The sequence below is a fragment of the Microbulbifer regidiadema (SeqCode) genome, from assembly GCF_052466995.1.
On record NZ_CP174297.1, the window covers coordinates 3,409,784 to 3,435,285 of the forward strand.

Annotated in this window: 21 protein-coding genes; 10 read left to right on the forward strand and 11 right to left on the reverse strand. The window is 54.7% G+C overall.

The genetic code is table 11. The features are described from left to right. Positions 1-201 precede the first annotated feature (201 nt). The 6 genes from ACJJIK_RS14955 to ACJJIK_RS14980 all read right to left on the reverse strand — a co-directional run bounded on the left by ACJJIK_RS14955 (position 202) and on the right by ACJJIK_RS14980 (position 6,113). Positions 202-516 (reverse strand): antibiotic biosynthesis monooxygenase family protein, encoded by a 315-nt coding sequence (locus tag ACJJIK_RS14955; protein ID WP_444943202.1) that lies wholly within the window; start codon positions 514-516, stop codon positions 202-204. Positions 517-601: 85 nt separating this feature from the next. Beyond that, on the reverse strand, positions 602-1,303 hold the full coding sequence (gene phoU / locus ACJJIK_RS14960) for a phosphate signaling complex protein PhoU (RefSeq protein ID WP_444929073.1): 702 nt from the start codon (positions 1,301-1,303) through the stop codon (positions 602-604). 23 nt (positions 1,304-1,326) lie between these two features. Then, positions 1,327-2,136 carry a phosphate ABC transporter ATP-binding protein PstB gene (gene pstB, locus ACJJIK_RS14965; protein ID WP_444932360.1) on the reverse strand — a complete coding sequence of 270 codons (810 nt, stop codon included), beginning with the start codon at positions 2,134-2,136 and terminating at the stop codon, positions 1,327-1,329. 102 nt (positions 2,137-2,238) lie between these two features. After that, the gene (gene pstA, locus ACJJIK_RS14970; RefSeq protein ID WP_444943203.1) at positions 2,239-3,525 is read right to left on the reverse strand and encodes a phosphate ABC transporter permease PstA; all 1,287 of its coding nucleotides are present in this window, start codon (positions 3,523-3,525) and stop codon (positions 2,239-2,241) included. Continuing rightward, positions 3,518-4,897: a phosphate ABC transporter permease subunit PstC gene (pstC, locus tag ACJJIK_RS14975; RefSeq protein WP_444929075.1), complete on the reverse strand. Its 1,380-nt coding sequence runs from the start codon at positions 4,895-4,897 to the stop codon at positions 3,518-3,520. The genes pstA and pstC overlap by 8 nt, the downstream gene beginning before the upstream one ends. Before the next feature lie 163 nt (positions 4,898-5,060). After that, complete coding sequence (locus ACJJIK_RS14980) at positions 5,061-6,113, reverse strand: PstS family phosphate ABC transporter substrate-binding protein (protein WP_444929076.1); 1,053 nt, start codon at positions 6,111-6,113, stop codon at positions 5,061-5,063. Between the two features lie 184 nt (positions 6,114-6,297). On the opposite strand from ACJJIK_RS14980, the gene ACJJIK_RS14985 reads away from it, so the two are divergent. From ACJJIK_RS14985 to ACJJIK_RS15005, 5 genes are all read left to right on the forward strand, one after another. Further along, on the forward strand, positions 6,298-6,870 hold the full coding sequence (locus ACJJIK_RS14985; protein ID WP_444943204.1) for a TRAP transporter small permease subunit: 573 nt from the start codon (positions 6,298-6,300) through the stop codon (positions 6,868-6,870). After that, entirely contained in the window at positions 6,867-8,228 is a 1,362-nt protein-coding gene (locus ACJJIK_RS14990) for a TRAP transporter large permease (RefSeq protein ID WP_444943205.1), read from the forward strand. The genes ACJJIK_RS14985 and ACJJIK_RS14990 overlap by 4 nt, the downstream gene beginning before the upstream one ends. A 291-nt stretch (positions 8,229-8,519) precedes the next feature. Then, a complete protein-coding gene (locus ACJJIK_RS14995; RefSeq protein ID WP_444929079.1) occupies positions 8,520-9,413 on the forward strand; it encodes an ABC transporter ATP-binding protein in 894 nt (297 codons plus the stop codon). Between the two features lie 19 nt (positions 9,414-9,432). Further along, positions 9,433-13,014 carry an ABC transporter permease/M1 family aminopeptidase gene (locus ACJJIK_RS15000; RefSeq protein ID WP_444943206.1) on the forward strand — a complete coding sequence of 1,194 codons (3,582 nt, stop codon included), beginning with the start codon at positions 9,433-9,435 and terminating at the stop codon, positions 13,012-13,014. Between the two features lie 160 nt (positions 13,015-13,174). Next, positions 13,175-13,564, forward strand: coding sequence for an acyl-CoA thioesterase (locus ACJJIK_RS15005; RefSeq protein WP_108735392.1), 390 nt, complete (start codon positions 13,175-13,177; stop codon positions 13,562-13,564). Positions 13,565-13,602: 38 nt separating this feature from the next. Here ACJJIK_RS15005 and ACJJIK_RS15010 read toward each other — a convergent pair whose 3' ends face one another. The 4 genes from ACJJIK_RS15010 to uvrD form a co-directional block, all read right to left on the reverse strand. Next, positions 13,603-14,472 (reverse strand): hypothetical protein, encoded by an 870-nt coding sequence (locus ACJJIK_RS15010; RefSeq protein WP_444943207.1) that lies wholly within the window; start codon positions 14,470-14,472, stop codon positions 13,603-13,605. An 87-nt stretch (positions 14,473-14,559) separates the two neighbouring features. Then, positions 14,560-15,264: a hypothetical protein gene (locus ACJJIK_RS15015; protein WP_444943208.1), complete on the reverse strand. Its 705-nt coding sequence runs from the start codon at positions 15,262-15,264 to the stop codon at positions 14,560-14,562. A gap of 164 nt (positions 15,265-15,428) precedes the next feature. Beyond that, positions 15,429-16,559 carry a TRAP transporter substrate-binding protein gene (locus tag ACJJIK_RS15020; RefSeq protein WP_444943209.1) on the reverse strand — a complete coding sequence of 377 codons (1,131 nt, stop codon included), beginning with the start codon at positions 16,557-16,559 and terminating at the stop codon, positions 15,429-15,431. A 208-nt stretch (positions 16,560-16,767) separates the two neighbouring features. Next, positions 16,768-18,972: a DNA helicase II gene (gene uvrD / locus ACJJIK_RS15025; protein WP_444943210.1), complete on the reverse strand. Its 2,205-nt coding sequence runs from the start codon at positions 18,970-18,972 to the stop codon at positions 16,768-16,770. Between the two features lie 139 nt (positions 18,973-19,111). Between uvrD and hexR the strand changes: the two genes are divergently transcribed. Further along, entirely contained in the window at positions 19,112-19,966 is an 855-nt protein-coding gene (hexR, locus tag ACJJIK_RS15030; protein ID WP_444929085.1) for a transcriptional regulator HexR, read from the forward strand. Between the two features lie 104 nt (positions 19,967-20,070). Beyond that, positions 20,071-21,330: a multidrug effflux MFS transporter gene (locus ACJJIK_RS15035; RefSeq protein ID WP_444943211.1), complete on the forward strand. Its 1,260-nt coding sequence runs from the start codon at positions 20,071-20,073 to the stop codon at positions 21,328-21,330. Positions 21,331-21,494: 164 nt separating this feature from the next. Here the strand turns inward: ACJJIK_RS15035 and ACJJIK_RS15040 are convergent, their stop codons facing one another. Then, complete coding sequence (locus ACJJIK_RS15040; protein WP_444943212.1) at positions 21,495-21,890, reverse strand: DoxX family protein; 396 nt, start codon at positions 21,888-21,890, stop codon at positions 21,495-21,497. Positions 21,891-22,075: 185 nt separating this feature from the next. On the opposite strand from ACJJIK_RS15040, the gene ACJJIK_RS15045 reads away from it, so the two are divergent. The 3 genes from ACJJIK_RS15045 to ACJJIK_RS15055 all read left to right on the forward strand — a co-directional run bounded on the left by ACJJIK_RS15045 (position 22,076) and on the right by ACJJIK_RS15055 (position 25,501). Continuing rightward, complete coding sequence (locus ACJJIK_RS15045; RefSeq protein WP_444943213.1) at positions 22,076-22,255, forward strand: hypothetical protein; 180 nt, start codon at positions 22,076-22,078, stop codon at positions 22,253-22,255. Between the two features lie 74 nt (positions 22,256-22,329). Further along, positions 22,330-23,631 (forward strand): cation:proton antiporter, encoded by a 1,302-nt coding sequence (locus ACJJIK_RS15050; protein ID WP_444929092.1) that lies wholly within the window; start codon positions 22,330-22,332, stop codon positions 23,629-23,631. A 13-nt stretch (positions 23,632-23,644) separates the two neighbouring features. Continuing rightward, positions 23,645-25,501, forward strand: a complete 1,857-nt coding sequence (locus tag ACJJIK_RS15055; RefSeq protein WP_444943214.1) for a monovalent cation:proton antiporter-2 (CPA2) family protein — start codon at positions 23,645-23,647, stop codon at positions 25,499-25,501. Position 25,502 lies beyond the last annotated feature (1 nt).

Genomic DNA, 25,502 nt, shown 5'->3' on the forward strand with positions numbered 1-25,502 from the left:
AAATTACACGGCGCGCAATTAAGGGCAAATTTGCGGCGAAACGAATATATTTTTTCGATGAAACACTTAAAAAATTCAGCTGTAATTGGCTGTAATAACTCCGGCAGAAAAAATGTATAAAAAAACAATAAAATAAAAAGTTTTATTTTATTTGAGCAACACCAATTTATTCAGCATTCGTTCAGGTTCATTTGATTAAGATCAATCGCTCATACTATCTACGACCCATTGCGGGTCATAAAATTCCCCTATTAGCTTAATTTTTATAAAAGGGGCCACACTGGCAATGATTTCATCAATTTTCTCACTGTGCGCCGCCTGCATTGCATCCCGGTCTTTTTTACTGCGCCAGCTGGCAATAGCAATCAATACCTTGGGGTCATCAACTTTTCGGTGAAGCTCAGTGCCCAGCGCCCCAGGGGAGCGCTGGATAATTTCGGAAGCGCGCACCCAGGCATCGGCGTAGTCCTCAGCCTTAAACCCTTCCTGTAAATGAACTTCGAAGATAAATTTCATTGCGTATATTCTCTGACGATTAAACTGCGGATTTCAGGCGAAAAAAAAGGCCGCACTAGGCGACCTTTTTCGACTAACAAGTCCTTTAGGACTTGCGCAGGTTATCTTCGTGTCCGTGCCGGATATCTGCACCTTCCACTAAATAAACAACCTGTTCACAAATATTCTTGGCGTGATCGCCGATACGCTCCAGCGAGCGCAGGGTCCACAACACATTGATCACCCGGGAGATGCTGCGCGGGTCCTCCATCATATAGGTCACCAGCTCGCGGACCGCCGTGCGGTAGTCCATATCCACCTGCTGGTCCTCGGCCAGGGTTTGCAGGGCCGATTGCACATCGAAACGGGTGTAGGCATCCAGCGCATCATTGAGCATTTTGCGTACCGCATTGGCAATATGGCGGATCTCGGTATAGCCGCGCGGCGCAGTGCCCTCATCCGTCAGCGCTATGGCCATCTTGGCAATCTTGCTCGCCTCATCTCCAATGCGCTCCAGATCGCGGGCAATTCGAATCACAGACATCACCATACGCAGGTCCGATGCGGCCGGCTGGCGCTTGGCGATAATCAGCGTGGCATGCTCATCCAGTGCCATCTCACTCTTGTCGATAATCTCCTCGATACGCAGCACTTCCTCGGCCAGCTCACTGTCGGCATTGGCCAGGGCGTCGACCGCATCGGCCACCTGGCGGGCGACCATACCGCCCATCTCCAACATCTCGGTCTTTAAGCTTTCCAGGTCTTCATTAAATTGGCGTGAGATATGTTGATCGAAATGCATTTCCATAGTTTTCCCTCCGGGCAGGAACCTTAGCCGAAGCGGCCGGTAATATAGGCTTCAGTGAGTTCGTGCTCGGGGTTGGTGAACACCGTTTCAGTATCGTTAACTTCCACCAAGTGCCCCAGGTGGAAGTAGGCCGTGCGCTGGCTAACCCGCGCCGCCTGCTGCATCGAGTGAGTGACGATAGCGATAGTGTAGTTCTGGCGCAACTCATCGATCAGCTCTTCAATACGCGCCGTCGCAATCGGGTCCAGGGCAGAACAGGGTTCATCCATCAAGATAACCTCCGGACTCACGGCAATTGCGCGGGCAATACACAAGCGCTGCTGCTGACCACCGGACAGCCCGGTACCGGGCTTGTCCAAGCGGTCTTTAACTTCGTTCCACAGGCCGGCGCGGCGCAGGCTGTTCTCTACGATCTCATCCAGATCGGCACGGCGGCTGGCAATGCCGTGGATTTTGGGGCCGTAGGCCACATTCTCGTAGATAGACTTGGGAAAGGGGTTTGGCTTCTGGAATACCATGCCGACACGGGCGCGCAGGGGAACCACATCCACTTTGGGGCCATAGATAGGGTCGCCATCCAGGCTCAACTCGCCCTCGACGCGACAACCTTCAATGGTGTCATTCATACGGTTGAGACAGCGCAAAAATGTCGACTTACCACAGCCGGAGGGGCCGATCATGGCAACCACTTCATTTTTTCCGATATCGAGGCCAACGGAGTGAATCGCCTGGGTCTCGCCATAGAAAACATTCACATTGCGCATACGCAACTTGGCGGTGTCACAGAACGGTTGGCCAACAGTTTCTCTAACATCAGCCCGATTATTCATCATTTGCCCACCCGCAACATCGGATTGCGCCGTATCGGCTTGACTGGCGGCATCCAGGGTCATGGTACTCATATAATATCCCGCTTTCTGATAATCCGCGCTCTGTTACCAGCGGCGCTCAAGTTTCTTGCGCAGCAATACCGCGCTGGTATTCATCACAATCAGCACACTCAGCAGCACCATAATGGCTGCGGAGGTGCGCTCAACAAAGGCGCGCTCCGGGCTGTCTGCCCACAGGAAAATCTGTACCGGCAGTACGGTGGCCGGGTCGGTTACCCCAGCAGGTACGTCGACAATAAAGGCGACCATACCGATCATCAATAGAGGCGCCGTCTCTCCGAGGGCCTGGGCCATACCGATAATCGCGCCGGTCAACATTCCCGGCATCGCCAGGGGCAGCACATGGTGGAAAACCACCTGCATACGCGAGGCTCCCATACCCAGTGCCGCCTCGCGAATGGAGGGCGGTACCGCCTTCAAAGCCGCGCGGCTGGAAATAATAATCGTGGGCAGGGTCATCAGTGTCAGTACCAAGCCCCCCACCAGCGGTGCCGAGCGCGGCAATTCAAAGAAGTTAATAAATATCGCCAGGCCCAAAAGGCCGAAAACAATAGAGGGTACCGCCGCGAGGTTATTGATATTCACCTCGATCAAGTCGGTCCAGCGGTTCTTGGGCGCATACTCTTCCAGGTAAATCGCCGCCGCCACCCCGATGGGGAATGACAGTGCCAAAGTGACCAGCAGGGTAAACAGGGAACCCATCAAGGCTGCGCGGATACCCGCCTGCTCCGGCTCGCGGGAATCGCCATTGGTAAAGAAGATGGTGTTAAAGCGCTTTTTCAGCTCACCGCTGTCCAGCAGCTGCTCAATCCAGCCGGCCTTCTGCTCCGAGGTACGACCGCGGAATCCCTGTTTGGAGTCCTTCAGGCTTTTGACGAAAGTATCCACATCATCATCGACTGACAGCCAGACTTTCTCTGATTTACCCAACAGTTCCGGGTTCGCCGCCAGGCGATCACGCAGGGTAAACGGTGCTCCGGAGGACACCAGGCTGTAGAGCTCGCGCTTGTCACTGCGACCTGTCACCGTGGGAAATCGTTCGCGCAGGGACTGGCGAATAACACCGGTGAAGTTTGCCCAGGTCAGACTTTCATCATCGATCTTGTCGATGCCCAGAACCTGTTCGTCGTAGTGCACTTCCAGTTGGATTGCCGTCTGCACAAAGGCACCACTGCCCTTGCTGATAATGTCAGTGAACAGGATCAGTACAGCGAGTATACCAAAGGCAATACTGCCGATACCCAGCCCACGAAACAGCTTTTCTTTGCGGTGACGGCTGGCGAGGCTTTTTTCTATGCGCTCGCGCACCTGCGCCTGAGTAAGATCAGTCATACTGCTCCCGGTATTTTTTCACTACGTGCAAGGCAATAAAGTTCAGCACCAAAGTGGAGATAAACAACATCAGGCCCAAAGCAAAAGCGGCGAGGGTCTTGGGACTGTCAAATTCCTGGTCGCCAACCAACAGAGTCACAATCTGCACCGTTACAGTCGTGACCGATTCGAGCGGATTGGCGGTGAGGTTCGCCGCGAGCCCGGCGGCCATCACCACAATCATGGTTTCACCAATTGCGCGGGAAACCGCCAGCAATACACCGCCGACGATACCGGGCAGTGCCGCAGGAATCACAACTTTGCGCACTGTCTCGGACTGGGTGGAACCCAAGCCCAGGGCGCCATCGCGCAGGGACTGGGGCACCGCGTTGATCACGTCGTCGGACAGAGAGGAGACGAAGGGAATAATCATAATGCCCATCACCAAGCCAGCGGCCAGTGCACTTTCACTGGAGGCCTGTAGGCCCATAGAGGTGGCCAACTCACGAATAAAGGGCGCAACGGTTAAGGCAGCAAAAAAGCCGTATACCACGGTGGGTACACCGGCGAGAATTTCGAGTACCGGCTTGGCCAGGGAGCGCACGCGCTTACTGGCGTACTCGGCCAGATAAATAGCCGCCATCAATCCCACCGGTACCGCCACAAACATGGCGATCGCGGACACCATCAGGGTTCCGGTAAACAGGGGCACAGCACCAAAGGCACCGCTCGATCCCACCTGGTCCGCGCGCAGAGCCATCTGGGGGCTCCAGTGCAAACCAAACAGGAATTCACTCACCGGCACCGACTGGAAAAAGCGCAGGGATTCAAACAATACCGATAGCAAAATACCGACAGTGGTCAAAATCGCGGCGCTGGCACAGGCGATCAGCACCGTGCGCAGTACTTTTTCCACTTTTTCGCGAGCGCGCAGCTTGGGAGAAAAGCGCAGCAGTGCAAAAGCCGTAAGGCCGCTGGCCAAGACTAAGCTCAGAAAGGCCTGCAAATTATTGGAGTAACTGCGCAACTGGCTGAGGTAATCTGCGGCACTCTGCAATTGCGCAGATTTTTCACCGATCAGGAGCCCCCCAGCGAGATTTTGAATCTGCGCATAGAGCAGATTCTGCCCGGAGATAGTCTCCGGCTTATCGACAATACTATTCATGACCATCGCGCGGATGATCGCATCGTCAAACACCAGCCAGGCGCCGAGCAATAACAGCGCGGGCAAACCACACCAAAGGGCGGTGAACAATCCATAGTAGCTGGGCAGAGCGGCCAGATTGCGCACGCCGCCAAGACTGCGAGCAGCGTTCACTGCACGGCGAAAGCCAGTGCCGTAGGCCACTAATATCAAAAGCAGCAAAAGTGCGAACAGTGTGGGGGTTTGCATTGAATTACCGTACTAAAAATATCGTCGCTGGCATTATCCAGACTTTCTCCCCGCGTTCCATCGCAGGGGGTGCGACAATTTGTGAGTCTTCTTATAAAGAACGGCCAAGCCCTTTCGAGCTTGGCCGTCAATTCCCTTTGACAGTACCACTCCAGAAACTTGTTTATTTGGCGGCGAGATTACTCAGCGCATTCAGTTTGCGCACATCGGTCGCAATCTGCTTACGCTTCTCGGCGGGCAGCGGAATCATACCTTTGTCCGCCAGGTAACCTTCTTCGCCCCAGGCGCGCTCATTGGTGAATTCAGCCAGGAACTGTTTAACACCGGGAACCACATCGACGTGCTGCTTCTTAACGTAGATAAACAGCGGGCGGGAAACCGGGTAGCTCTGGTCGGCAATGGAGTCGAAAGTCGGGGCCTGCCCCTCGATCAGAGAACCCTGTACCTTGTCAGCATTCTGGTCGAGGAAGCTAAAACCAAAGATGCCCAGAGCGTTGGGATTGGCAACCAGCTTGTTCACAATCAGGTTGTCGTTCTCACCGGCTTCGACATAAGCGCCGTCTTCGCGAACGTTGTGACAGATCGCTTTGTAAGCGCTCTTGTCAGTTTTCTTCATGGCCGCAATCCAGCCAAACTTCTTACAGCCGCCTTCCATTGCCAGTTCGGCGAAAGCATCGCGGGTACCGGAAGTGGGGGGCGGGCCCAGAACTTCAATTTTGCTGTTGGGCAGCGCTGGATTTACATCTTTCCAGGTCTTGTAAGGGTTGGCGATCAGAGTTTCAGAGCCATCCGGATTCGGTACTTCCTTGGCCAGTGCCAGGAAGATATCTTTGCGGGTCAGCTTGAACGGCGCAGCCTGCTTGGCATTGGCGAGCACGATACCGTCGTAACCGACCTGTACTTCAACAACATCGACGCCGTTGTTGTTACACATCTTCAGCTCTGAAGACTTGATGCGGCGGGAAGCACCGGTGATATCTGCGGTGCTTTCACCAACGCCCTGGCAGAACAACTTCATACCACCGCCAGTACCAGTAGATTCAACTACCGGTGTCTTGAACTGAGTTGCGCGGCTAAAGCGCTCTGCCACCGTTGTGGTAAAGGGGTAAACCGTAGAGGAACCGACAATACTAATGTAGTCGCGCGCAGCCATCGCCACCTGTGAGGTTGCCAGGGTCAAGGCTGCCAAAGAAGTCGCCAGAATTTGCTTATTCATTGTGTAACTCCGATGAGTGTTTATATTTCACGCGGCGATGCTAGAAACAACGGGTGACGATTCTATGAATAAAAGATGACAAAAAAATTACAGTGGCATTTTTGCCCCTGCTGGCATGAGAGCGGGCAAAGGGGTAACCTTCAGGCAACACAAATAACAATAAGATGTAAAGAGAGAAGCCCCCATGCGTTTTCTGCTGAGCAGTGCGCAGGCAATCGAGCGCCTGACCAGTCACACAGGGCAGCTGCTGTCCTGGTTCACCTGGGCCATGGTCCTGTTACAAAGCGGTGTGGTGATCATGCGCCACGGCTTCAACAGCGGCTCTATCGCCTTACAGGAATCCGTCATTTATCTGCACGGTGCCGCCTTTATGCTGGGGCTGGCCTATGCCTTGCAGACCGATGCCCATGTGCGGGTGGATGTCTTCTACCGCAAAATGGGCGCCCGGGCCAAAGCCTGGATCAACGCTATTGGCTATCTGATATTTCTCTTACCACTGTGCGTCTTTCTATTTATAGGCAGCTGGCACTTTGTACTGAATAGCTGGTCAGTTTTTGAAGGCAGTGCAAACGCCGGCGGCCTGCCGGGGGTCTTTTTACTGAAAAGCCTGATTCCCCTATCTGCGCTCACCCTGGCCCTGGCGGGCTTGGCCCAGTTTATTCGCGCACTGGTGCAGCTGATGCTGCCCCAGCAACAGCCCCCACCTATATCAGCGTCAAAAGCCGTCCGGAAACAGGCTGAAGGAGCAGAGGCGTGATAGAACTGATCCCCCTAGTGATGTTTGCGGCTGTCTGCGCCCTGTTGATGTTCGGCTACCCGGTGGCCTTTACCCTCGCCGGTACCGCCTTGCTTTCAGCCGGCCTGGGTATCGTGTATGGCGTGTTTGATGCCGAGTTGCTGCGCGCTTTCCCCGATCGCCTCTACGGCATTATGCAAAACGGCACCCTGGTTGCCGTTCCATTATTTGTGCTGATGGGGGTGATACTGGAGCGAGCCAAGATTGCCGAAGACCTGTTGGTGAATCTGAGCAAGGCCTTTATGGGCGCCCCCTCGGGGCTCGCCATTGCCGTGGTGGTGGTGGGCGCGCTGCTCGCCGCCAGTACTGGCATCGTCGGTGCAACTGTAGTCACCATGGGGCTGATGTCACTGCCCACCATGTTAAAAAATGGCTACTCCCCCAAGTTGGCCACCGGCACCATCTGTGCCACCGGTACCCTCGGGCAAATTATCCCCCCCTCTATAGCCTTGGTTCTGCTCGGAGACACCCTCTCCAACGCCTACCAACAGGCGCAACTATCTGCGGGCATTTTCAACCCCAAGCCGGTCAGCGTGGGGGACCTGTTTGTGGGGGCAATTATTCCCGGCTTATTGCTGGTGGCCGCCTATATTATCTATCTGTTGTTTATCGCGCGCCGCCCCAGGCCTATAGGGGCCAGCCAGTCCCCCGAAGTGGATAGGGCCCAGCTGCTGCGCAGCCTGTTGCCCCCGATAGCCTTGATGCTAATTGTGCTCGGATCCATTATGGTCGGCGCCGCCACCCCCACAGAGGCGGCCGCTGTCGGTGCTTTAGGGGCCGCTTTACTGGCCGCCAGTCGCAGAGCACTCAGTTTTAAGCGCGCCGGGGAAATCGGCCGCAGCACGCTACAAGTCTCCGCAATGGTTTTCGCCATATTAATTGGCGCTTCATTATTTTCTCTGGTTTTTCGCGGTTACAATGGCGAAGAGCTGGTGACAGGGTTTTTCCACAGCCTGCCCGGAGGGGTTATCGGCGCGACCCTGCTGGTGATGCTGGTAATATTTCTATTGGGTTTTATCCTCGACTTTATCGAGATCACCTTTGTAGTGGTACCAATTGTGGGCCCGGTGCTACTGGCAATGGGTGTGGATCCAGTGTGGCTCGGCATTATGATCGCCATCAATTTGCAAACCTCTTTCCTCACACCACCATTTGGATTTGCCCTCTTTTACCTGCGCGGGGTGGCCCCCAGCTCCGTGGCCACATCGGCCATCTATCGCGGGGTCGCGCCTTTTATTGCGATTCAACTTTTACTACTGTGCCTGCTGGCAGTCTGGCCGGCCCTGGCCACTTGGTTGCCGGGAGTGGTTCAGCAGTAACTCCTGAGGCTGCAATTGGTACGATAGCATTTTGAATCACCACCACTTGCAGCCAGCCTCAGACGACAGTACCAGCACTGACACTCTATAAACCCTTCACCCCTTAAATTTATCAACGCACCTTGATTCCCCCCGGAAAGCCACCACCTCCTGTTACATTGGCGCTCGACATTTAACTCTCTCGCCAATCCAGCAAAAATTTTCTGTGGATATCTATTCTTAAATATCAAAGGCTATTAACTACTGCTGGCGATATTCAAGGACGCATAAAAAATAAAAGGGAATTAAGAAATGCTAAAGATTGCCAACCTTTCCAAGACCTACGATAACGGTGTACACGCGCTCAATAACGTCAACTTGGAGATTCCCAAGGGGATGTTTGGGTTGCTCGGCCCCAATGGCGCCGGTAAGTCCTCACTCATGCGCACTATCGCCACGCTGCAATTTGCCGACAGCGGCACCATTACTTTCGATGGCATCGATGTGGCCAGCAATCCACAGAAAATCCGCAGTACCCTGGGGTATCTGCCACAGGATTTTGGGGTTTACCCGAGAATCAATGCCGAGGATATGCTCGATCATATGGCGGTACTAAAAGGCATTGGCAATCGCAAAGAGCGCCGCGAGATGGTGGCGGAATTACTGCACCAAACCAATTTATTTAAGGATCGCAAGAAAAGCCTCAGCGGTTACTCCGGCGGTATGCGCCAGCGCTTTGGTATCGCCCAAGCCCTGATCGGCGATCCACGCCTGATTATTGTCGACGAACCCACCGCCGGTCTCGATCCACAGGAGCGCAACCGCTTTCACAACCTGCTCAGTGAAATTGGCGAGAACGTAGTGGTCATTCTCTCCACTCATATCGTCGAGGATGTTGCCGATTTATGCCCCAATATGGCTATCCTCGCCGCAGGCCAAATTGTGGCCCAGGGCAAACCTGAAGAGCTGACCTCCAAACTGGCAGGGCGTGTATGGCGGCGTACCGTCGACAAATCTGCACTGGAAGAATACCGCAATAGTTTGGATGTGATTTCCACTCGCCTATTAGCTGGGCGCCATGTTGTACACGCACTGGCAGATAGCCAACCGGCCGAGGGCTTTGAGGCTCTGCAACCCGACCTCGAAGATGTCTACTTCTCCACCCTGTTCAGCAATCAAGCCTCTCGTATGGCTAGCGCCGCCTGAGACGGGGGAGGATATCAACATGTTTTTATCGGTTGCCAAGTTTGAACTCCAGTACCAGCTGCGCCAGCCGCTGTTTTATGTGACCAGCCTGGTATTTTTTCTACTGACTTTTGGTGCTATGACCGTCGACAACATACAGATCGGCGGCGGTGGGGGTAACACCCTGATCAACTCCCCCTACGCGATTATGCTGACCCTATTAATAATGTGCGTTTTCAGCATTTTTATTACTGCCGCCTTCGCAGCCAACCCGGTGCTGCGCGATCGCGATATGAAAATGGAAGGTATTGTCTTCAGTACCCCGATCAGTAAGCGCGACTATTTATTGGGCCGCTTCACTGGATCATTTATCGTGGCCTTCCTGGCTTTCTCAACTGCGGCACTGGGTATGCTGCTCGGCTCCTGGATGCCCTGGCTGGACCCAGAGCGCCTGGGGCCCACACAAATCTCCCACTATCTGCACACCTTATTCATACTTGTCCTTCCCAGCATGCTGTTTTGCAGCGCCATGTTTTTTAGCCTGGCATCCATAACTCGCAGCATGATGGCCACTTACGTGGGCTTGATCGCCTTCCTGGTGCTCTATTTCACCAGTCAGGGAATGATGGATGAGCCCGCCTATCGCAGTGCCGCAGCACTGGCCGATCCCTTTGGTCTCGCGGCCTTCCAGGAAACAACTCGCTACTGGACCGCTTTCGATCGCAATACGTCCATGATCGCGCTGGAGGGAAACTATCTTATCAACCGCTTAATATGGCTGGGGGCCAGCTTATTATTTATAGGCTTGGGCTATAAATGTTTTTCCTTTACCGAGCGCAAACCGCTCTGGTCGCGCCGACGCACTGCGGAAGCAGAAGAGGATGAGGCACCTCGCTATAACAAGCCCCTACCGCGAGTCACTCCCAGGTTTGGCGCGGCTGCGGTTTGGCAGCAATTTCGCGCTCGCTGCGGCTTTGAAGTCACAGCGGTGGTAAAAAGCCTGGCCTTTTGGGTAATCCTGGCACTGGGTATTCTCAATGTATTGAGCGCATCCCTAAATTTGGAAGCGATATTTGGCACTGCGGTATACCCGGTAACCCGCTCTATGGTCAGTCTGATCCAGGGCGCCTTCAGCCTGATTATGCTGATTATCCTGATCTACTACGGAGCTGAATTGGTATGGCGGGAGCGCCAGGCCGGCTGCCATGAAATTATGGATGCCGTGCCCACACCCAGTTGGATTTTTGTCGCGAGCAAGTTTATTGCGATGTTGGTGGTTCTGGCTGGCATCCTGATTGCCTGCATGCTCACCACTGTCGCTGTACAGCTGAGCAAGGGGTACACAACGCTTGAGCCGGGCCTGTACTTTTACGGTGTCTGGTACCAGTTCGCGATGCCTTTCTACCTGATGGCAATCCTATCAATCTTTGCCCAGGTAATAACCCGCAACAAATTCCTCGGTATGTTACTGATGGTGGGCTACCTGATTAGCTCCAGTGTTCTCGACGGTCTCGGATTCGAGCACAACCTCTATCAGTTCGCCAGTTGGAACGCGGCACCTTATTCAGACATGAATGGCTATGGTCACTTTGAGCAGGGGCGGGCTTGGTTTGCATTTTACTGGATCAACTTCAGCCTGATACTGGCAATCTTGAGCTACGGACTCTGGCAGCGCGGTACTCTGGCTCCACTGGTGAGCCGGATCAAGGCCCTGCGCTGCCAACTGGGGCTATCCAGCCGCTTAACTGCCGCCACCGCCCTAGTGCTGTTTATCAGCAGTGGCGCCTTTATTTTCTACAATACCAATATTCTCAATCACTACGAAACCAGCAAAGATCGGGAGCAGCTGGCCGCAGACTACGAGAAGAAATACAAAGCTCTGGAGGACAAACCCGCACCACATATCACCGATGTCAAAGTCGATGTAGATATCTTCCCCGATGAGCGCCGCTATGAAGTGCGCGGCCGTTACTTCCTGGTTAATAAACGCAACGAATCGATCGAAGAGGTGGTTATCGGGCTAGATCGCGGCCTTAGGGTGAACCAGTTATCCCTGGATCAGGCCACATTGCGCGACAAGGACGAGCAGTTCGGCCACTATTTCTTTGACTTGGATCGGCCTCTGCAACCCGGTGAGTCTCTCACCTTGGAGTTTGATTTAAGCAGAATCAATCGCGGCTTTATGAACTCCGGCTCCTCCACCACCTTGGTGCAAAACGGTACCTTCTTTAATAACGATGAAGCGCTGCCGTTTATCGGTTACAACGGCAATGCTGAGCTGACCGACCGCCACCTGCGCAGGAAGCACGACCTACCGCCGCCGCAGCGTATGCCCAAACTGGAGGACAAAGGCCACTACCGGGAGTCCTATCTGCGCAGCGACTCCGACTGGATCAATTTTGAAACCACCGTCAGTACTTCCCTGGGGCAAATAGCTCTGGCGCCCGGCTACCTGCAAAAAGACTGGCAGGAGGGACAGCGCCACTATTTCCATTACAAGATGGACGCGCCCATTCACAACTTTTTCTCCTACCTTTCCGCAGACTACACCGTGGTCAAAGACCGCTGGCAGGATGTCGCGATCGAGGTCTACCACCACAAGCCCCACGACTACAACGTGGATCGCATGGTCGAAGGGGTGAAAAAGTCCCTGGAATACTTCAGCGAGGCATTCAGCCCCTACCAGTATCGCCAGCTGCGTATCGTCGAGTTCCCGGGCTATGAAACCTTTGCCCAGGCATTCCCCAACACCGTGCCCTTCTCTGAATCTATCGGCTTTGTCGCCGACCTGCGGGACCCGGATGAGATTGATTACGTCTTCTATGTGACCGCTCACGAGGTGGCACACCAGTGGTGGGCACATCAATTGATTGGCGCCAATGTGCAGGGTGCAACCCTATTATCAGAAACCCTGGCGCAGTACTCTGCACTGATGGTGATGGAGCGGGAATACGGCCCAGAAAAGATGCGCCGCTTCCTCAAGTATGAGCTGGATAGCTACCTGAGTGCGCGGGGTACCGAGTTGCTCGAAGAGCTGCCCTTAACCCACAACGAGAACCAATCCTATATCCACTACCGCAAGGGTTCCCTGGCGATGTACGCCCTTAAGGATGCGATGGGTGAAGACACCGTCAATGAGGTCCTGGCTTCCCTACTAAAAGAAAAGGGCTTCTCCAGCGATCCCTATCCTACCAGCATGGACTTAGTAGCGAGACTCCGGGCCCGGGCCGAAGCCTCTCAGCAAGAGCTGATCACCGATATGCTGGAGCGAGTGGTCCTCTTTGACCTCAAGGTCGCAAATGCCACTTCCGAGCTGTTGGAAAATGGCAATTATCGCGTCTTGCTGGAATTGGAGGCACACAAGTTCGAAGCCGATGGGGATGGCCAGGAAAAAGAAATTCCCATCAATAACTGGGTAGATGTCGCTATTTTCGCAGAAGATCCCGACAAAAATACCAGTGCAGACAATGTGCTCTACTTCGCCAAACAGGAGATCAATGAAGCGACCACCGTGCTGGAATTTGAGGTAAAGGGCAAACCGAGCATCGCCGGCTTTGACCCCTATATCAAGATGATCGATAAAAACCCGGACGATAACTTGCAGCGTATAGAGACTCTATAGGACCACGACAGGCGCCTCCTCCGCAGCTTGCCCGCAGCGGAGGAGACCGCAGGGCGGAATTTATTCTGGTTAATTACTGGCCAAATTGTGCTAGAATGCGCCACCATTCCAGTAGTGGAAACCAATAACTCTAACAATCTGTGAGTACCCGATGTCCGCACTGTCAGCTCTCGATGAAGATCCACAACCCACAGGCACGCTAACCCTGCAAACCCTGGCTATGCCCCGCGATACCAATCCGCAGGGGGATGTTTTTGCCGGTTGGCTGATGTCGCAGATGGACCTCGCCGGCGCTATTCTCGCGCAAACCATGGCGCGCGGCCGTGTTACCACAGTCGCAGTGGGCAGCATGGTCTTCCTGCGCCCGGTTCCGGTTGGCTCGACAGTCAGCTGCTATGCGGAAGCCATTGAAGAAGGGCGCTCCTCAATTCGTACCATGGTCGAGGTGTGGCTGACGCGGGTGGATTCCGGTGAGCAGGTCAAGGTCACCGAGGGCGAGTTTGTCTTTGTCGCTATCGACGATGCCGGGCGCACCAGGCCGCTGCCATAAGGCAATATGGGGGAGGCCCTCCCCCATATCTGCGCAGACTAACTGTCAAGGCAAGGGCGAGACACGCCTCGCTCAATAGTTGGCACCGACTTAACTCTGCCGCGCAGTGTCCTAAAAGTCATTCTATCGCAGCTCTGTGAAATAACAGTCCCACGCTCATAGACTTTCTTTCCACCAGAATAGAAACTAAGTGTCATTTCTTTATTTTCTGTTGGATGTTTTTCTGAAAGCTCTGCTTTCATGATCGCAAGTGAATCAATAAAGAGTTCGGTTCCTCTATCATTGATTGACTCTACTGATATATATCCCTCACCTCCGTATAAGGGCGAAGAGACTACCTCAACCAAGTTTTGATACGCTGGTTTCTCCTGATTATCCTCTTTATAAATTGTTATTGCATTTTTTAGGATCAGTGTACTTTTATCTTGCGACAAGAAAAATACTGGATATGAGTGAATAACCCATGGGTATAGCCCCTCTGTGCTCCAAGCGGTAAAAGAGATAGCATCTCTCGGCAAGCGAGTTACAGAATTTTCTATTAGCTCAGACGCATTAAATGTAGCAATAGTCTCTTTATAAGGATCTAAGACTCGATTAGCCTTTTCTTGCTCTGCTTTCTTTTTACTATCGCCAGCAGCACCTACTATCAGAGCGTGGGCAAGAATAGACCCCGCAAAAGTCGCAGGCGTGGCTCCGATATAGGTCATTTGCCCATGATTTACATCAAGGTTGTCATAGTCAACCTGACCATAAAATGGTGGCGTGTCGAAACTTTCAACCTTAATAGCCAACGAAATATTTTTAGGAATACTGGTAGACTGATCTATGTATTCCACATACTGGGAAGTTTTATTACCCGAACACCCAGCAAGAAATATAAGAAATATAATTAATACATAATATCTCATTTTTATTCTCAAACTAATGGCTTTAATATGCTGTTGGGAAAGTCGAAAACTACCAATTCCCCAACATGTCATACTGAGAAATAAATACTACTGGACGACTTTTTGCGTATCGAGGGAAGAAATAATTACCTCTTTACCCTCTGCAATCGCTTGATAATATGCATTAGTCAAAGCTGGGAAACTTGGCGATTCATCCCACGCATCAATAGCGGCTTTAAGAACCTGTACAGGACGATACCACTCGTAAGTGTTATTTGACAGGTCAACTAAATAACCTACAGCCTCGAAATATCCTTTTGGTTCACTAGTAGGTATATAGCCTGAGTAGCTCCTAAGCATACCTACCGCTTTTAAATCCACAACCAAAAGGTGGCTAATATTGTACTGCTCTGCAAATGAAGAAAAATCCCGTTTGGTAGAATTAGGGACTTCCGACTTATATTTAGGTAATTTTCGCAAGTTAAGTTCCTGCAAAACTTTTACTACTTCTATATTCTTAGATTGCAGCAATTCATCCATATCAGTAGCAATAACTGTTACATCATCTACAGACAGTGTTTCAGTATGAGAGCTAAGAGAGGAATTAGCCACTTCAGCAGCAGCAAGACATAGTAGGCAAGCCGCTCCAGGAAGATGCACATCAGGTGTTGGTGCCTTTGAAACTACCAAGCCCACACGTTTTCCTGGCTGTTGCCAAAAAGTTTGATCAGGTTCAACGGGTAATTGTGGTGTACCCGCACAACCTGAAAGAAAAACCACCCCTAAAAAAACAAAACTAAAAAGCCTAAACATATGATTCCCCAATTATTTTAGATTATTCGAAAATAAACCACAGTATTATTGTTCAAATAATAAAAAATAAAAATCCACAAAAAGTATGTTTAGACTCAATAGTCTCCGCATGTAGGACGATAGTTCCAGCTTAAGCAAAAAGAAAAGCTTAACTTTATAATATACTATTCACTTAATTCGCGAGCCTGATAATAAGCCTCTTCACTGATCTCGTGATAGGGCTTCACATCCCGTTCAAACGCCTTAAAAGCTTTATAGACACGGGCAAACTCCGCATCCTGCTCGGCGGTCTCGCGCATGATTTCGCTATTGATCCTCTTTAGGTGCAACAGGACATCCTCCGGCAAACGCTGCACTTTTACCCCGTGCTCCTCCACCAGTTCCTTAAGGGCCCGATTATTGCGCGCCGTGTATTCATCCAGCATATCCTGGTTGGCTTCACGAGCGGCGACTCGCACAATTTCCTGCAAATCGGCGGGCAGTTTTTCGAACGCCTTTTTGTTGACGATAAATTCCAGGATAGAGCCGGGCTCATGCCAGCCGGGATAGTAGTAGTACTCGGCGACCTGGTGGAAACCAAAAGCGAGATCGTTGTAGGGCCCCACCCACTCAGTGGCATCGATCACTCCAGTCTGCAACGCGGTATAGAGCTCTCCACCGGGGATGGTCACCGCCGTGCCGCCGGCGCGGTTCAAAACCTCACCGCCCAGGCCGGGAATACGCATCTTGAGCCCCTGTAAATCCTTCACCGACTCAATGGGCTTGTTAAACCAACCCGCCATCTGCACACCGGTGGAGCCTCCTGCCAATGGAAGCAGATTAAAGGGCGCGTAGATTTCCTCCCAGAGTTCGAGGCCACCGCCGTGATGCAGCCAGCCATTCATTTCCTGGGCATTCAGACCGAAAGGCACTGCGGTAAAGAACTGGGCCGCCGGCACCTTGCCTTTCCAGTAATAGGCGGCGCCGTGCCCCATCTGCGCGGCGCCTTCCGATACAGCGCCAAATACGCCCAGAGCGGGGACCAGTTCACCGGCACCGTACACCTTGATCTTGAGACGCCCCGCCGACATAACCTCGACGTTACTGGCAAAACGCTCCGGCGCACTGCCGAGACCCGGGAAGTTCTTGGGCCAGGTGGTGACTAATTTCCACTCGAACAGCTCTTTATCGCCCTCTGCGGAAAAGTGCTGCGCGGGCCCCATTGCCGCGCGGGAGGTCACCAGCGCGGCAAAGGTGATGGCGAGCAGGGCCAGGAGCCCGAGGATAATGGCCGGGTACCAATTGAGTTTTTTCATGGCGAATAATTTATCGTTATTGTTTTTTGTTGTACAAATTATCGGCAAGCACTTTAGCCGCCGATTTAGGTCTTCAAGGGTGTAGCCCCCTTTTGATCAGACCTGGAGGTTGCGGCTGAATTCCGCCTGTGCCGGAATAACTCACCGCTGCTTTTTTTTCGCCACCGGCGTACGCCGGTGGCACTTCAGCTCGCTCAGGGCCTGCGCCTCAAAGCGGCTGCAAGTTGGCCATTGACAGTACCAGTCGCTTGTCACCGACATCGTCAAAATTAACCAGTACCCGCATTCGAGGGCCGGTGCCCTCGAACTCTATAACCGTTCCCTCACCAAATCTGGCGTGCTCCACTCGCCCACCCAGAGCCAGCGCGGGCAAATCATCGAAGTCTGGCGCCGGGTCGGAAAACTGCCCCACCTTGCCGTAATCCGCCTGATAGAGGGGGCGGGAAATTTCGGTCTTCAGGCGCACTTCATGCACCAAGTTGGGGGGAATTTCGCCGATAAAGCGGGAGGGACTGTTATAGGTTTCACTGCCAAACAGGCGCCGGTTTTCCGCGTAGGTAATGTACAGCTTGCGCATGGCGCGGGTGATACCCACGTAGCAGAGGCGCCTCTCCTCCTGCATGCGGCCGGGCTCTTGCGCGGACATCTTGTGCGGGAACAGGTTTTCCTCCACCCCCGCCATAAATACCAGGGGAAACTCCAGGCCCTTGGCGGAGTGCAGGGTCATCAGCTGCACCGCATCCTCAAACTCATCCGCCTGACCGTCGCCAGCATCGAGGGCGGCACTGTCGAGGAACTGGTTGAGCAGCGGAATCTCCTCTTCGTCCTCTTCGCCTTCGGGCAGGCTCGCACCGGTAAAAGCGCCACAGGCAGTGACCAGCTCCCGCAAGTTCTCCACCCGCGTCTGCCCCTTCTCACCTTTTTCCTTGCCGTGGAATTCCAGCAGGCCACTGGTTTCAATTACATCCTCGGCAACCGCATCCAACTCCTTGTCTTCCGCATTCGCTGACAGCTGGTTAATCAGGTCCAGGAAGGCCTGCAGGGCATTGCCGGCGCGAGCGGCCAATACCCGCTGCTGCAACATCAACTTGGCCGCCTGCCACAGGGAGCAGCCCTGCTCCCGGGCATAGGAGCGCACCATCTCCACGGTGCGCGCGCCGATACCGCGTGTGGGGGTATTCACCACCCGCTCAAACGCGGTGTCATCGTCGCGGTTGCTGATCAGGCGCAGATAGGACAAGGCATTCTTGATTTCCAGGCGATCGTAGAAGCGTTGACCGCCGTAGATACGATAGGGTACCTGCTCGCGCAAAAGCCCCTCTTCAAGCACCCGGGACTGGGCGTTGGAGCGGTAGAGAATGGCGATGCTGTCGCGGCGGTTGCCGGCGCGCACCCAGTCATTGATACGCTCGACGATAAAGCGCGACTCATCCTGCTCGTTGTAGGCGGCGTAGACGGCAATGGGCTCGCCCTCTTCCCCCTTGGTCCACAACTCCTTGCCTAAGCGATCACTGTTATTGGCAATAACCGCATTGGCGGCGTTCAGAATAGTGGAAGTGGACCTATAGTTCTGCTCCAAGCGCACCGTCTGCACTTCCCGTAAGTCAGTGGAAAAGTGCTGGATATTCTCAATCTTGGCGCCGCGCCAACCGTAAATGGACTGGTCATCATCACCCACGGCGGTGATATGGCACTGCTCACCGGCGAGCAGGCGCAACCAGGCGTATTGGATCGTGTTGGTATCCTGGAACTCATCCACCAGGATATGGGGGAAGCGCCGGCGGTAGTGGGCCAGAATAGCGTCGTTATTCAGCCACAGTTCGTGGGCGCGCAACAGCAACTCGCCGAAATCCACCAAGCCACCGCGCTGACAGGCCTCTTCATAGGCGAAGTAGATTCGCACCATGGTCTGCAACCAGGGGTCGGCGCCGGCATTGATATACTGCGGGCGCAGGCCCTCATCTTTCTGCGCGCCGATCCACCACTGGGTTTCACGCGGCGGCCACTTTTTATCGTCCAGCCCCAGATCAGCCTGTACCCGCTTGATCAGGCGCAGCTGGTCATCGGCATCCAGAATCTGGAAGTTCTGCGGCAACTTGGCCTCTTGCCAGTGGGCCTTGAGCAGGCGGTGGGCCAGGCCGTGGAAGGTACCCACCCACATGCCAAAGGTATTCACCCCCAGCAGCTCTTCGATACGGGCGCGCATCTCGCGGGCCGCCTTGTTGGTAAAGGTCACCGCCATAATGGAGTAGGGCGAGGCGCCCTCCACCTGCATCAGCCAGGCGATGCGGTGCACCAGCACCCGGGTCTTGCCCGAGCCGGCACCGGCCAGAATCAATTGATTGCCGGGCGCAGCAGCTACCGCTTCGCGCTGGGCGTCGTTGAGGGGGTCTAAAATCTGAGATACGTCCATGGGCGAAGATTGTACCAGAGCTACCGTGGGAGACCTGTGTAAATAAACAGGATTTTGCCCCGTCTGACAATGTAATGTCGCTCGCCAGCGGCGGGCACAGCGGCTAAACTGCGCCAACTGGCATAGAGAAGGAAGTCCTGTGAAACCGGCGGAAGTAACGCAACGAATCAGTGAACAACTGTCATCCATGCGCAAATCAGAGCGCAAGGTGGCGGAGTATATTCTCGCCAACCCCGATGAAATTATTCATATGCGCATCGTCGACCTGGCCACCGAGGCCCAGGTGAGCGAACCTACCGTGGTGCGTTTTTGCCGCGCCGTGGGCTGCTCCGGATTCCAGGAGTTCAAGCTGAACCTGGCGCAGCAGCTGGCTTCCAGCCCCAGCTTCGGGCAGATTGCGGTCACCGAAACAGACACCATTGCCGAGTACAAGCGCAAGGTCTTTGACTCCACCGTAGATACCCTGCTGAAAGTCCGCGATAAGATCGACGACCGCGCCCTGGAGGCCGCCGTCACGGCGATGGCCGCTTCCAAGCGAGTGGAGTTCTTCGGTTTTGGCGCCTCCGGTGCCGTTGCCGCCGATGCCCAGCACAAATTCTTCCGCCTGCAATTGGCCACCGCCGCCCACTCCGACCACCACATCCAGAATATGTCGGCCATGTCCATGCAAGCCGGCGATGTGGTCGTGGCGATCTCCCAGAGTGGTCGCACCAAGGCGCTGCTGCGCTCTATGAGCATGGCAAAGGCACAGGGCGCTCTGGTGGTTGGCCTGGCCCCCAGCGGCTCGCCGGTGGCCCAGCAGGCCAGCATTCCCCTGGAAGTGGATGTGGAGGAGGATATTGAGATCTACACACCGCTATCCTCGCGCATTGCCCACCTGGTGGTGATCGATGTTCTCGCCATCGGTGTAGCCCAGCGCAAAGGCCCCCAGTTGCAGGAGCACCTGTTGAAGCTGAAACAGGGACTGTACACACTGCGCGAAGACAAGCACTAAACTCCCCCTTATCCACAGCGGGCACTGGATAATGTGCCCGCCCGTCTCTACCATAGCCATTTCCCGCCAGGGAAGATCCCTCCAGGCTGTACCAGAGCAACAAAATGAAACCCATCCCTTCGACTCCGGACGAGAAAGCACCGCGCTGGCTGGTGGTGTGGCTGGCCGCCCTCGTTTCCCTGACCCCTTTTTCCATCGACAGCTACCTGCCGGCAATTCCAGCGATGGCAGCGGCCCTGGACACAGAAGTGGAGCGGGTGCAGTACTCGGTATCCAGCTTCCTGTTGGGCTTTGCCCTCGGGCAGCTATTTGGCGGGCCCTTATCGGACCGCTGGGGGCGGCGTCTTGTGGGCGCTATCGGTCTCGGTATTTATATCGCCAGCTCCCTGCTGGTCCTGTTTGCCGATCATGTAGACCAGCTGATTATCCTGCGCCTTTGTCAGGCGGTTGGCGGCGGCTTTGCCACAGTAATCTGCGCCGCCATAGTGCGCGATCTACACAGCGGCCGCGAGGCGGCAAAAATTATCTCCCTGATCAGTACCATTATGCTGATTGCACCGCTGATCGCCCCGGTGATCGGCTCTGCACTGTTGGCCGCCGGCGGTTGGCAGAGCATTTTTGTATTCTTGCTGCTATACGCTCTGGCCATGCTCGTACTGGTGCGGCTGCTGCTACCGGAGACCGTCCCCCGCTTTACCCGCGCGCGCCGCCAATTGATGCCGCTGACCTCTCTTGTGGCCAGCTACAGTCAGGTTTTGCGCAACCCCCGCGCGATTGGATTTCTGCTTACCCAGTCCTGTGTCAGCGGCTCGATGTTTATCTACATCACCACCGCCCCCTTTGTGTTTATGGATTATTTCGCAGTGAGTGCCAGTCAGTTTCCGCTGTTCTTCGGTATCTGCGTACTGGGGCTAATTTGCATGGTTCAGGTGAATATCCGCCTGCTGAACGTTTTTCAGCCGCGCAATATTCTGCTGGCGGGTATTGTGTTGCAACTGCTGGGCTGCGGCCTTCTGCTGCTGGTTACCATGACTGGGGTTAAAGAACTGACCCTGTGGATGATCCCCCTGGTATTGGTAATCAGTTGTATCGGAATTACCGGCCCCAATGCCGCCGCCTGTTACTTGGAGTTCTTCCCCAAAATTAGCGGCAGTGCCAACGCGCTGTACGGCGCGGCGCTGTTTATTACCGGCGGGATATTGGGTGGACTGGCGAGCAGTCTGCACACGGGAACCCTGACCCCCATTGCCGGATCTATGGCGGGCTGTGCTGTTGTAGCGCTGCTGTCTGCACTGTTTGTCGCGAAAGTTCGCCAACCGATCGAGTCCGAGATCCCAGCGACCCGGCGCTTTACTCCCCGTTAAACGCCTGTCTTTATCCCGGCCCGCTGTTCTGCGGGCCCCTCTTATATTTTATTCACTGCTGGAAACCGGAGAGCAGGGCGATCTGGCAAACTGCGCATATTTCAATCTGCAAATGAGAATATCGAGAAAGGCTCTACGCCTCGCTCCCGCTGTTTTGCACCAACCTATTTGCCGCGCATGTAGTGATCCAAACTAAAGCGGCCGGCACCGGCGCAGGTGAGAATCAGGAAGCCGCCGGCGATAGTGATATTTTTCATAAAGCTGGTCATTTCTGCTGCATCCCCTGGGGACAGGTGTACCAAAAAAGCCGCAGCCAGACAGAATAGAAACAGGAGAAAGGCGGAGATTCGGGTAAATATCCCCAGTAGCACTCCAATGCCGCCCACCAGTTCTATAACAATCACCAGTGGCAGAAGCAGAGCGGGTATCCCCAGAGATACCATAAAGGCCTCTGTCATTTCGTAGCCGCCAATTTTATTCCAGCCGGCAGAAATAAATAGCAGCGACATCAGCACCCGACCAACCAACTTTGCGGCGTCGCATAACGTCGAATGTCTCACTACCACTTCCTCGATCTATGCGCAGGTATGGACTAACAACCAGTGTAGACGCTGTCGCGCTAACCTCTGTGCTAGGCAGGGGCTAGCCCGACTCGAGAAAAGTAACGAAATACTATTAAAAAAGCTAAAGCAATCGTGCGCTTTTTATCGGGGGGGGGGCAGAGCTGATCCCCTCGGGCGCAAAAATGAAAAAGGCGGTTGTGCGGCGCCCGAGAGCCGCTACAATTGCGCGCCCATATACAAGGGAGTTGGCCGCTTGTGCCCGCGCGACCCGCCCCGGTGTAATCCTGTTGCCCCATATCCACTCAAGGGAAATCGAGCAGCCTCTGTACGACTACAATAACGGCACACTTACCATCATATAAATTGCCGCCGGGGCGCTCCCCAGTACGGCATAACACCATTCGAAAATACTTTAGCGCTGGAGTCCACACACGGCATGGAAGTTTATTACACCTTTTGTTTTCTTGCCGCCGTATCCGTTTTTCTGGGCTTCCTGAATCAATACGTCCTGCGCGCTCAAACCACAATTGCCATTACCGCCGGCGCCCTGGCCCTGTCGCTACTGGTCACCGCTCTGGGGAAATTGGGGGTGGTGGAGCTGCGCATCTGGGCAGATCAGCTGCTGCCGCTGCTCAATCTCGAAGATATCCTGCTCAAGGGAATGCTCGGCTTCCTGCTCTTTGCCGGCAGCTTGCATATCGACCTATTGGAATTGCGCAATCAGAAGCTGGAGATCGGCCTGCTCGCTATCGTCGGCACCCTTATCTCCACCTTTGTGGTCGGAGCCCTGCTGTACTGGTTCCTGCTGCTGATCAATATGCCGGTCGCTTTTGTTTACTGCCTGTTATTTGGCGCGCTGATCTCGCCCACCGACCCCATCGCCGTACTGGCCATTATGAAAAACCTGAAGGCGCCAGAACAGGTTTCTATCCAGGTGGAGGGAGAGTCCCTGTTTAACGATGGCTTCGGTATTGTGGTCTTCGCAGTGATCTACGCACTCGCGTTCGAGGGCGGCCAGCCCACAGTGCCGGCAGTGGCAGAGCTGTTCGCGGTAGAAGCCCTGGGAGGCATTCTGCTGGGGCTGATTATTGGTGGCGTTTTCCACTGGGCCATTTGCTGCACCAACGATCACAGCCTGGAATTAATGTTGACCATGGTGATCCCCACCGCCGGTTTTTCTCTGGCCAATGTACTCGGCGTTTCCGGTGCCCTGGCGATGGTGGTGAGCGGTATTATTATCGGCAACTTTACCCGCGAGCGCGGCTTTTCCCGCGTGAGCCAACACGAGCTGGATAATTTCTGGAACATCACCGAGGACTTCCTCAACGGTTTGCTGTTCCTGTTGGTGGGACTGTTCCTGATCACTATCGACCTGGGCCCCTCCGACTATCTGCTGATGGCAGTGGGTATTGTGATTGTCCTCACCGCCCGGGTTTTCGCCGTCGGCATTCCCTTCCTGTATTTAAAGAGGCGCCGCAAATACCACCCCTATACCAACCGGATTTTAATCTGGGGCGGGCTGAAGGGGGGCCTGGCGCTGGCCCTGGCGCTATCTATTCCTCCCGGCAGCGCTTTCGTTCAGGGGCAGGACCTGCGCTACCTGTGGGTGGTCATGACCTATGGCGTGGTGCTCTTTTCTATCGTCGTACAGGGCTCTACCATAGCGCCTTTGATTCGCCGCAGCCGCGCCTTCTCTGAACCGGAGCGCGACAACCCCCAACAACCGATAGTCAAATAGCGATAACAATTTAATGGAACACTCCGGCTTCCTTATTGAGGCAGTAATTTTTATGGCTGCCGCAGTGATTGCGGTACCCATTGCCACCCGCCTGGGCCTCGGCTCAGTTCTCGGTTACCTGCTCGCCGGGGTGGCGATAGGCCCCAGTGCCCTGGGCCTGGTCGGCGATGCCAGCGAAGAAATGCACATCGCCGAATTTGGCGTTGCGCTGATGTTGTTTTTGATCGGCCTGGAGCTACAGCCGAAAAAACTGTGGAAAATGCGCGGCGCCATCCTCGGCACCGGCAGCGCCCAGCTACTGTTTTCCGCTGCGGCGATCGCCGGATTGGTACTCGCCTTTGCCGAGATGGACTGGCGTTCTTCGGTCGCCATCGGCCTGATTCTGGCACTGTCCTCAACGGCGATTGTGCTGCAGTCCCTCAGTGAAAAGGGCCTGCTCAAAAGCCAGGGCGGGCGCGCGGCATTTGCGGTTTTACTGTTTCAGGATATCGCCGTTATTCCCATTCTCGCACTGCTGCCGCTGCTTGCGGGCACCGCTGCCAGCCCCCACGAAGGCGGCTTGAGTGGCTGGTATTACGCAGCGGCGGTTATCGGCACCATGCTCGCTTTCGTGATCGCCGGGCGCTACCTGCTCGGCCCCCTGTTGCGGTTGATGGCGGGTAGCCAGGTGCGCGAGCTGTTTACCGTCAGTGCGCTATTGATCGTATTTGCGGCAGCGGCGGTGATGACCTGGCTGGACCTGTCACCGGCACTGGGCACTTTCCTCGCCGGGGTACTGCTGGCCGAAAGCGAGTTCCGCCACGAGCTGGAGGCGGATATACAACCCTTTAAAGGCCTGTTGCTGGGGCTCTTCTTTATCGCCGTGGGCGCCAGCTTGAACTTCTCCCTGATCGGGGACAATCCGCTATTGCTGATCGGTTTGGCCCTGGCGTTAGTGCTGGTGAAATTTGCCGTACTCTTTGCCCTGGCGCGCAGTTTACGCATGTCGAAGGGGGAGGACTGGCTGTTCGCCCTGTCACTGGCGCAAGCCGGTGAATTCGGCTTTGTACTGGTGGCCTTCTCTACCCAACTGCAGGTGCTGAATGCCGATATCGGCAATCTGCTGGTGGCTCAAATTGCCCTGACCATGGCCCTCACCCCGGTGCTGTTGCTGGTGTACGAACAGTTTATCCAACCGCGCTTTGTTAGCGGCCCGGAAATTCCCACCGACCTGGACACATCGCCACCGGTGGACTCAGACTCACCGGTAATTATTATTGGCTATGGGCGCTTTGGGCAGATCGCCGGGCGGCTGCTGAATGCCTGCGGCTTCAATACCACCCTGCTGGAACGCAATGCCGAACAGCTGGACCTGGTGCGCCGCTATGGCATCAAGGCCTACTACGGCGATGCCTCGCGAGAGGACCTGCTGCGCGCCGCCGGCGCCCAAAATGCGAAGCTGGTTATCCTCACCCTGAGCGACCAGGCCGCCTGCCTGGAAATCGTGGCCCAGCTGCAAAAGCACTTCCCCGATGTGATCATCCTCGCCCGCGCCCGCAACCGCATGCACCAGTATGCTTTGATGGAAGCCGGAGTGCGCCATATCTTCCGCGAGACGGTGGATTCGGCCCTGACGATTGGGGAAAAAGCACTGGAACTACTGGGACTCAGCCCACTACAGGCGCGCCGCGCCGCGCTGAAGTTCAAGCGGCACGACCAGCGTATGCTGGAAGCGCTGTTCCCCTACTGGCGCGATGAATCCCAGCATATTGCGCAAACCCGGATCTATCGCGAACAGCTGCTGCAAGCTCTACAGCAAGACCGCCGCGACAAGGATCTGCATCTGGATCACTACTGGGAAGAGCGCAAAGTGGAGACGGAAAAACAGTGAG

Excerpts from the sequence above, each read along its gene's own strand:
- ACJJIK_RS14955 (WP_444943202.1), bottom strand. The coding sequence starts at position 516 with ATGAAATTTATCTTCGAAGTTCATTTACAGGAAGGGTTTAAGGCTGAG.
- phoU (WP_444929073.1), bottom strand. The coding sequence starts at position 1,303 with ATGGAAATGCATTTCGATCAACATATCTCACGCCAATTTAATGAAGAC.
- pstB (WP_444932360.1), bottom strand. The coding sequence starts at position 2,136 with ATGATGAATAATCGGGCTGATGTTAGAGAAACTGTTGGCCAACCGTTC.
- pstA (WP_444943203.1), bottom strand. The coding sequence starts at position 3,525 with ATGACTGATCTTACTCAGGCGCAGGTGCGCGAGCGCATAGAAAAAAGC.
- pstC (WP_444929075.1), bottom strand. The coding sequence starts at position 4,897 with ATGCAAACCCCCACACTGTTCGCACTTTTGCTGCTTTTGATATTAGTG.
- ACJJIK_RS14980 (WP_444929076.1), bottom strand. The coding sequence starts at position 6,113 with ATGAATAAGCAAATTCTGGCGACTTCTTTGGCAGCCTTGACCCTGGCA.
- ACJJIK_RS14985 (WP_444943204.1), top strand. The coding sequence starts at position 6,298 with ATGCGTTTTCTGCTGAGCAGTGCGCAGGCAATCGAGCGCCTGACCAGT.
- ACJJIK_RS14995 (WP_444929079.1), top strand. The coding sequence starts at position 8,520 with ATGCTAAAGATTGCCAACCTTTCCAAGACCTACGATAACGGTGTACAC.
- ACJJIK_RS15000 (WP_444943206.1), top strand. The coding sequence starts at position 9,433 with ATGTTTTTATCGGTTGCCAAGTTTGAACTCCAGTACCAGCTGCGCCAG.
- ACJJIK_RS15010 (WP_444943207.1), bottom strand. The coding sequence starts at position 14,472 with ATGAGATATTATGTATTAATTATATTTCTTATATTTCTTGCTGGGTGT.
- ACJJIK_RS15015 (WP_444943208.1), bottom strand. The coding sequence starts at position 15,264 with ATGTTTAGGCTTTTTAGTTTTGTTTTTTTAGGGGTGGTTTTTCTTTCA.
- ACJJIK_RS15020 (WP_444943209.1), bottom strand. The coding sequence starts at position 16,559 with ATGAAAAAACTCAATTGGTACCCGGCCATTATCCTCGGGCTCCTGGCC.
- uvrD (WP_444943210.1), bottom strand. The coding sequence starts at position 18,972 with ATGGACGTATCTCAGATTTTAGACCCCCTCAACGACGCCCAGCGCGAA.
- ACJJIK_RS15035 (WP_444943211.1), top strand. The coding sequence starts at position 20,071 with ATGAAACCCATCCCTTCGACTCCGGACGAGAAAGCACCGCGCTGGCTG.
- ACJJIK_RS15045 (WP_444943213.1), top strand. The coding sequence starts at position 22,076 with ATGAAAAAGGCGGTTGTGCGGCGCCCGAGAGCCGCTACAATTGCGCGC.
- ACJJIK_RS15050 (WP_444929092.1), top strand. The coding sequence starts at position 22,330 with ATGGAAGTTTATTACACCTTTTGTTTTCTTGCCGCCGTATCCGTTTTT.
- ACJJIK_RS15055 (WP_444943214.1), top strand. The coding sequence starts at position 23,645 with ATGGAACACTCCGGCTTCCTTATTGAGGCAGTAATTTTTATGGCTGCC.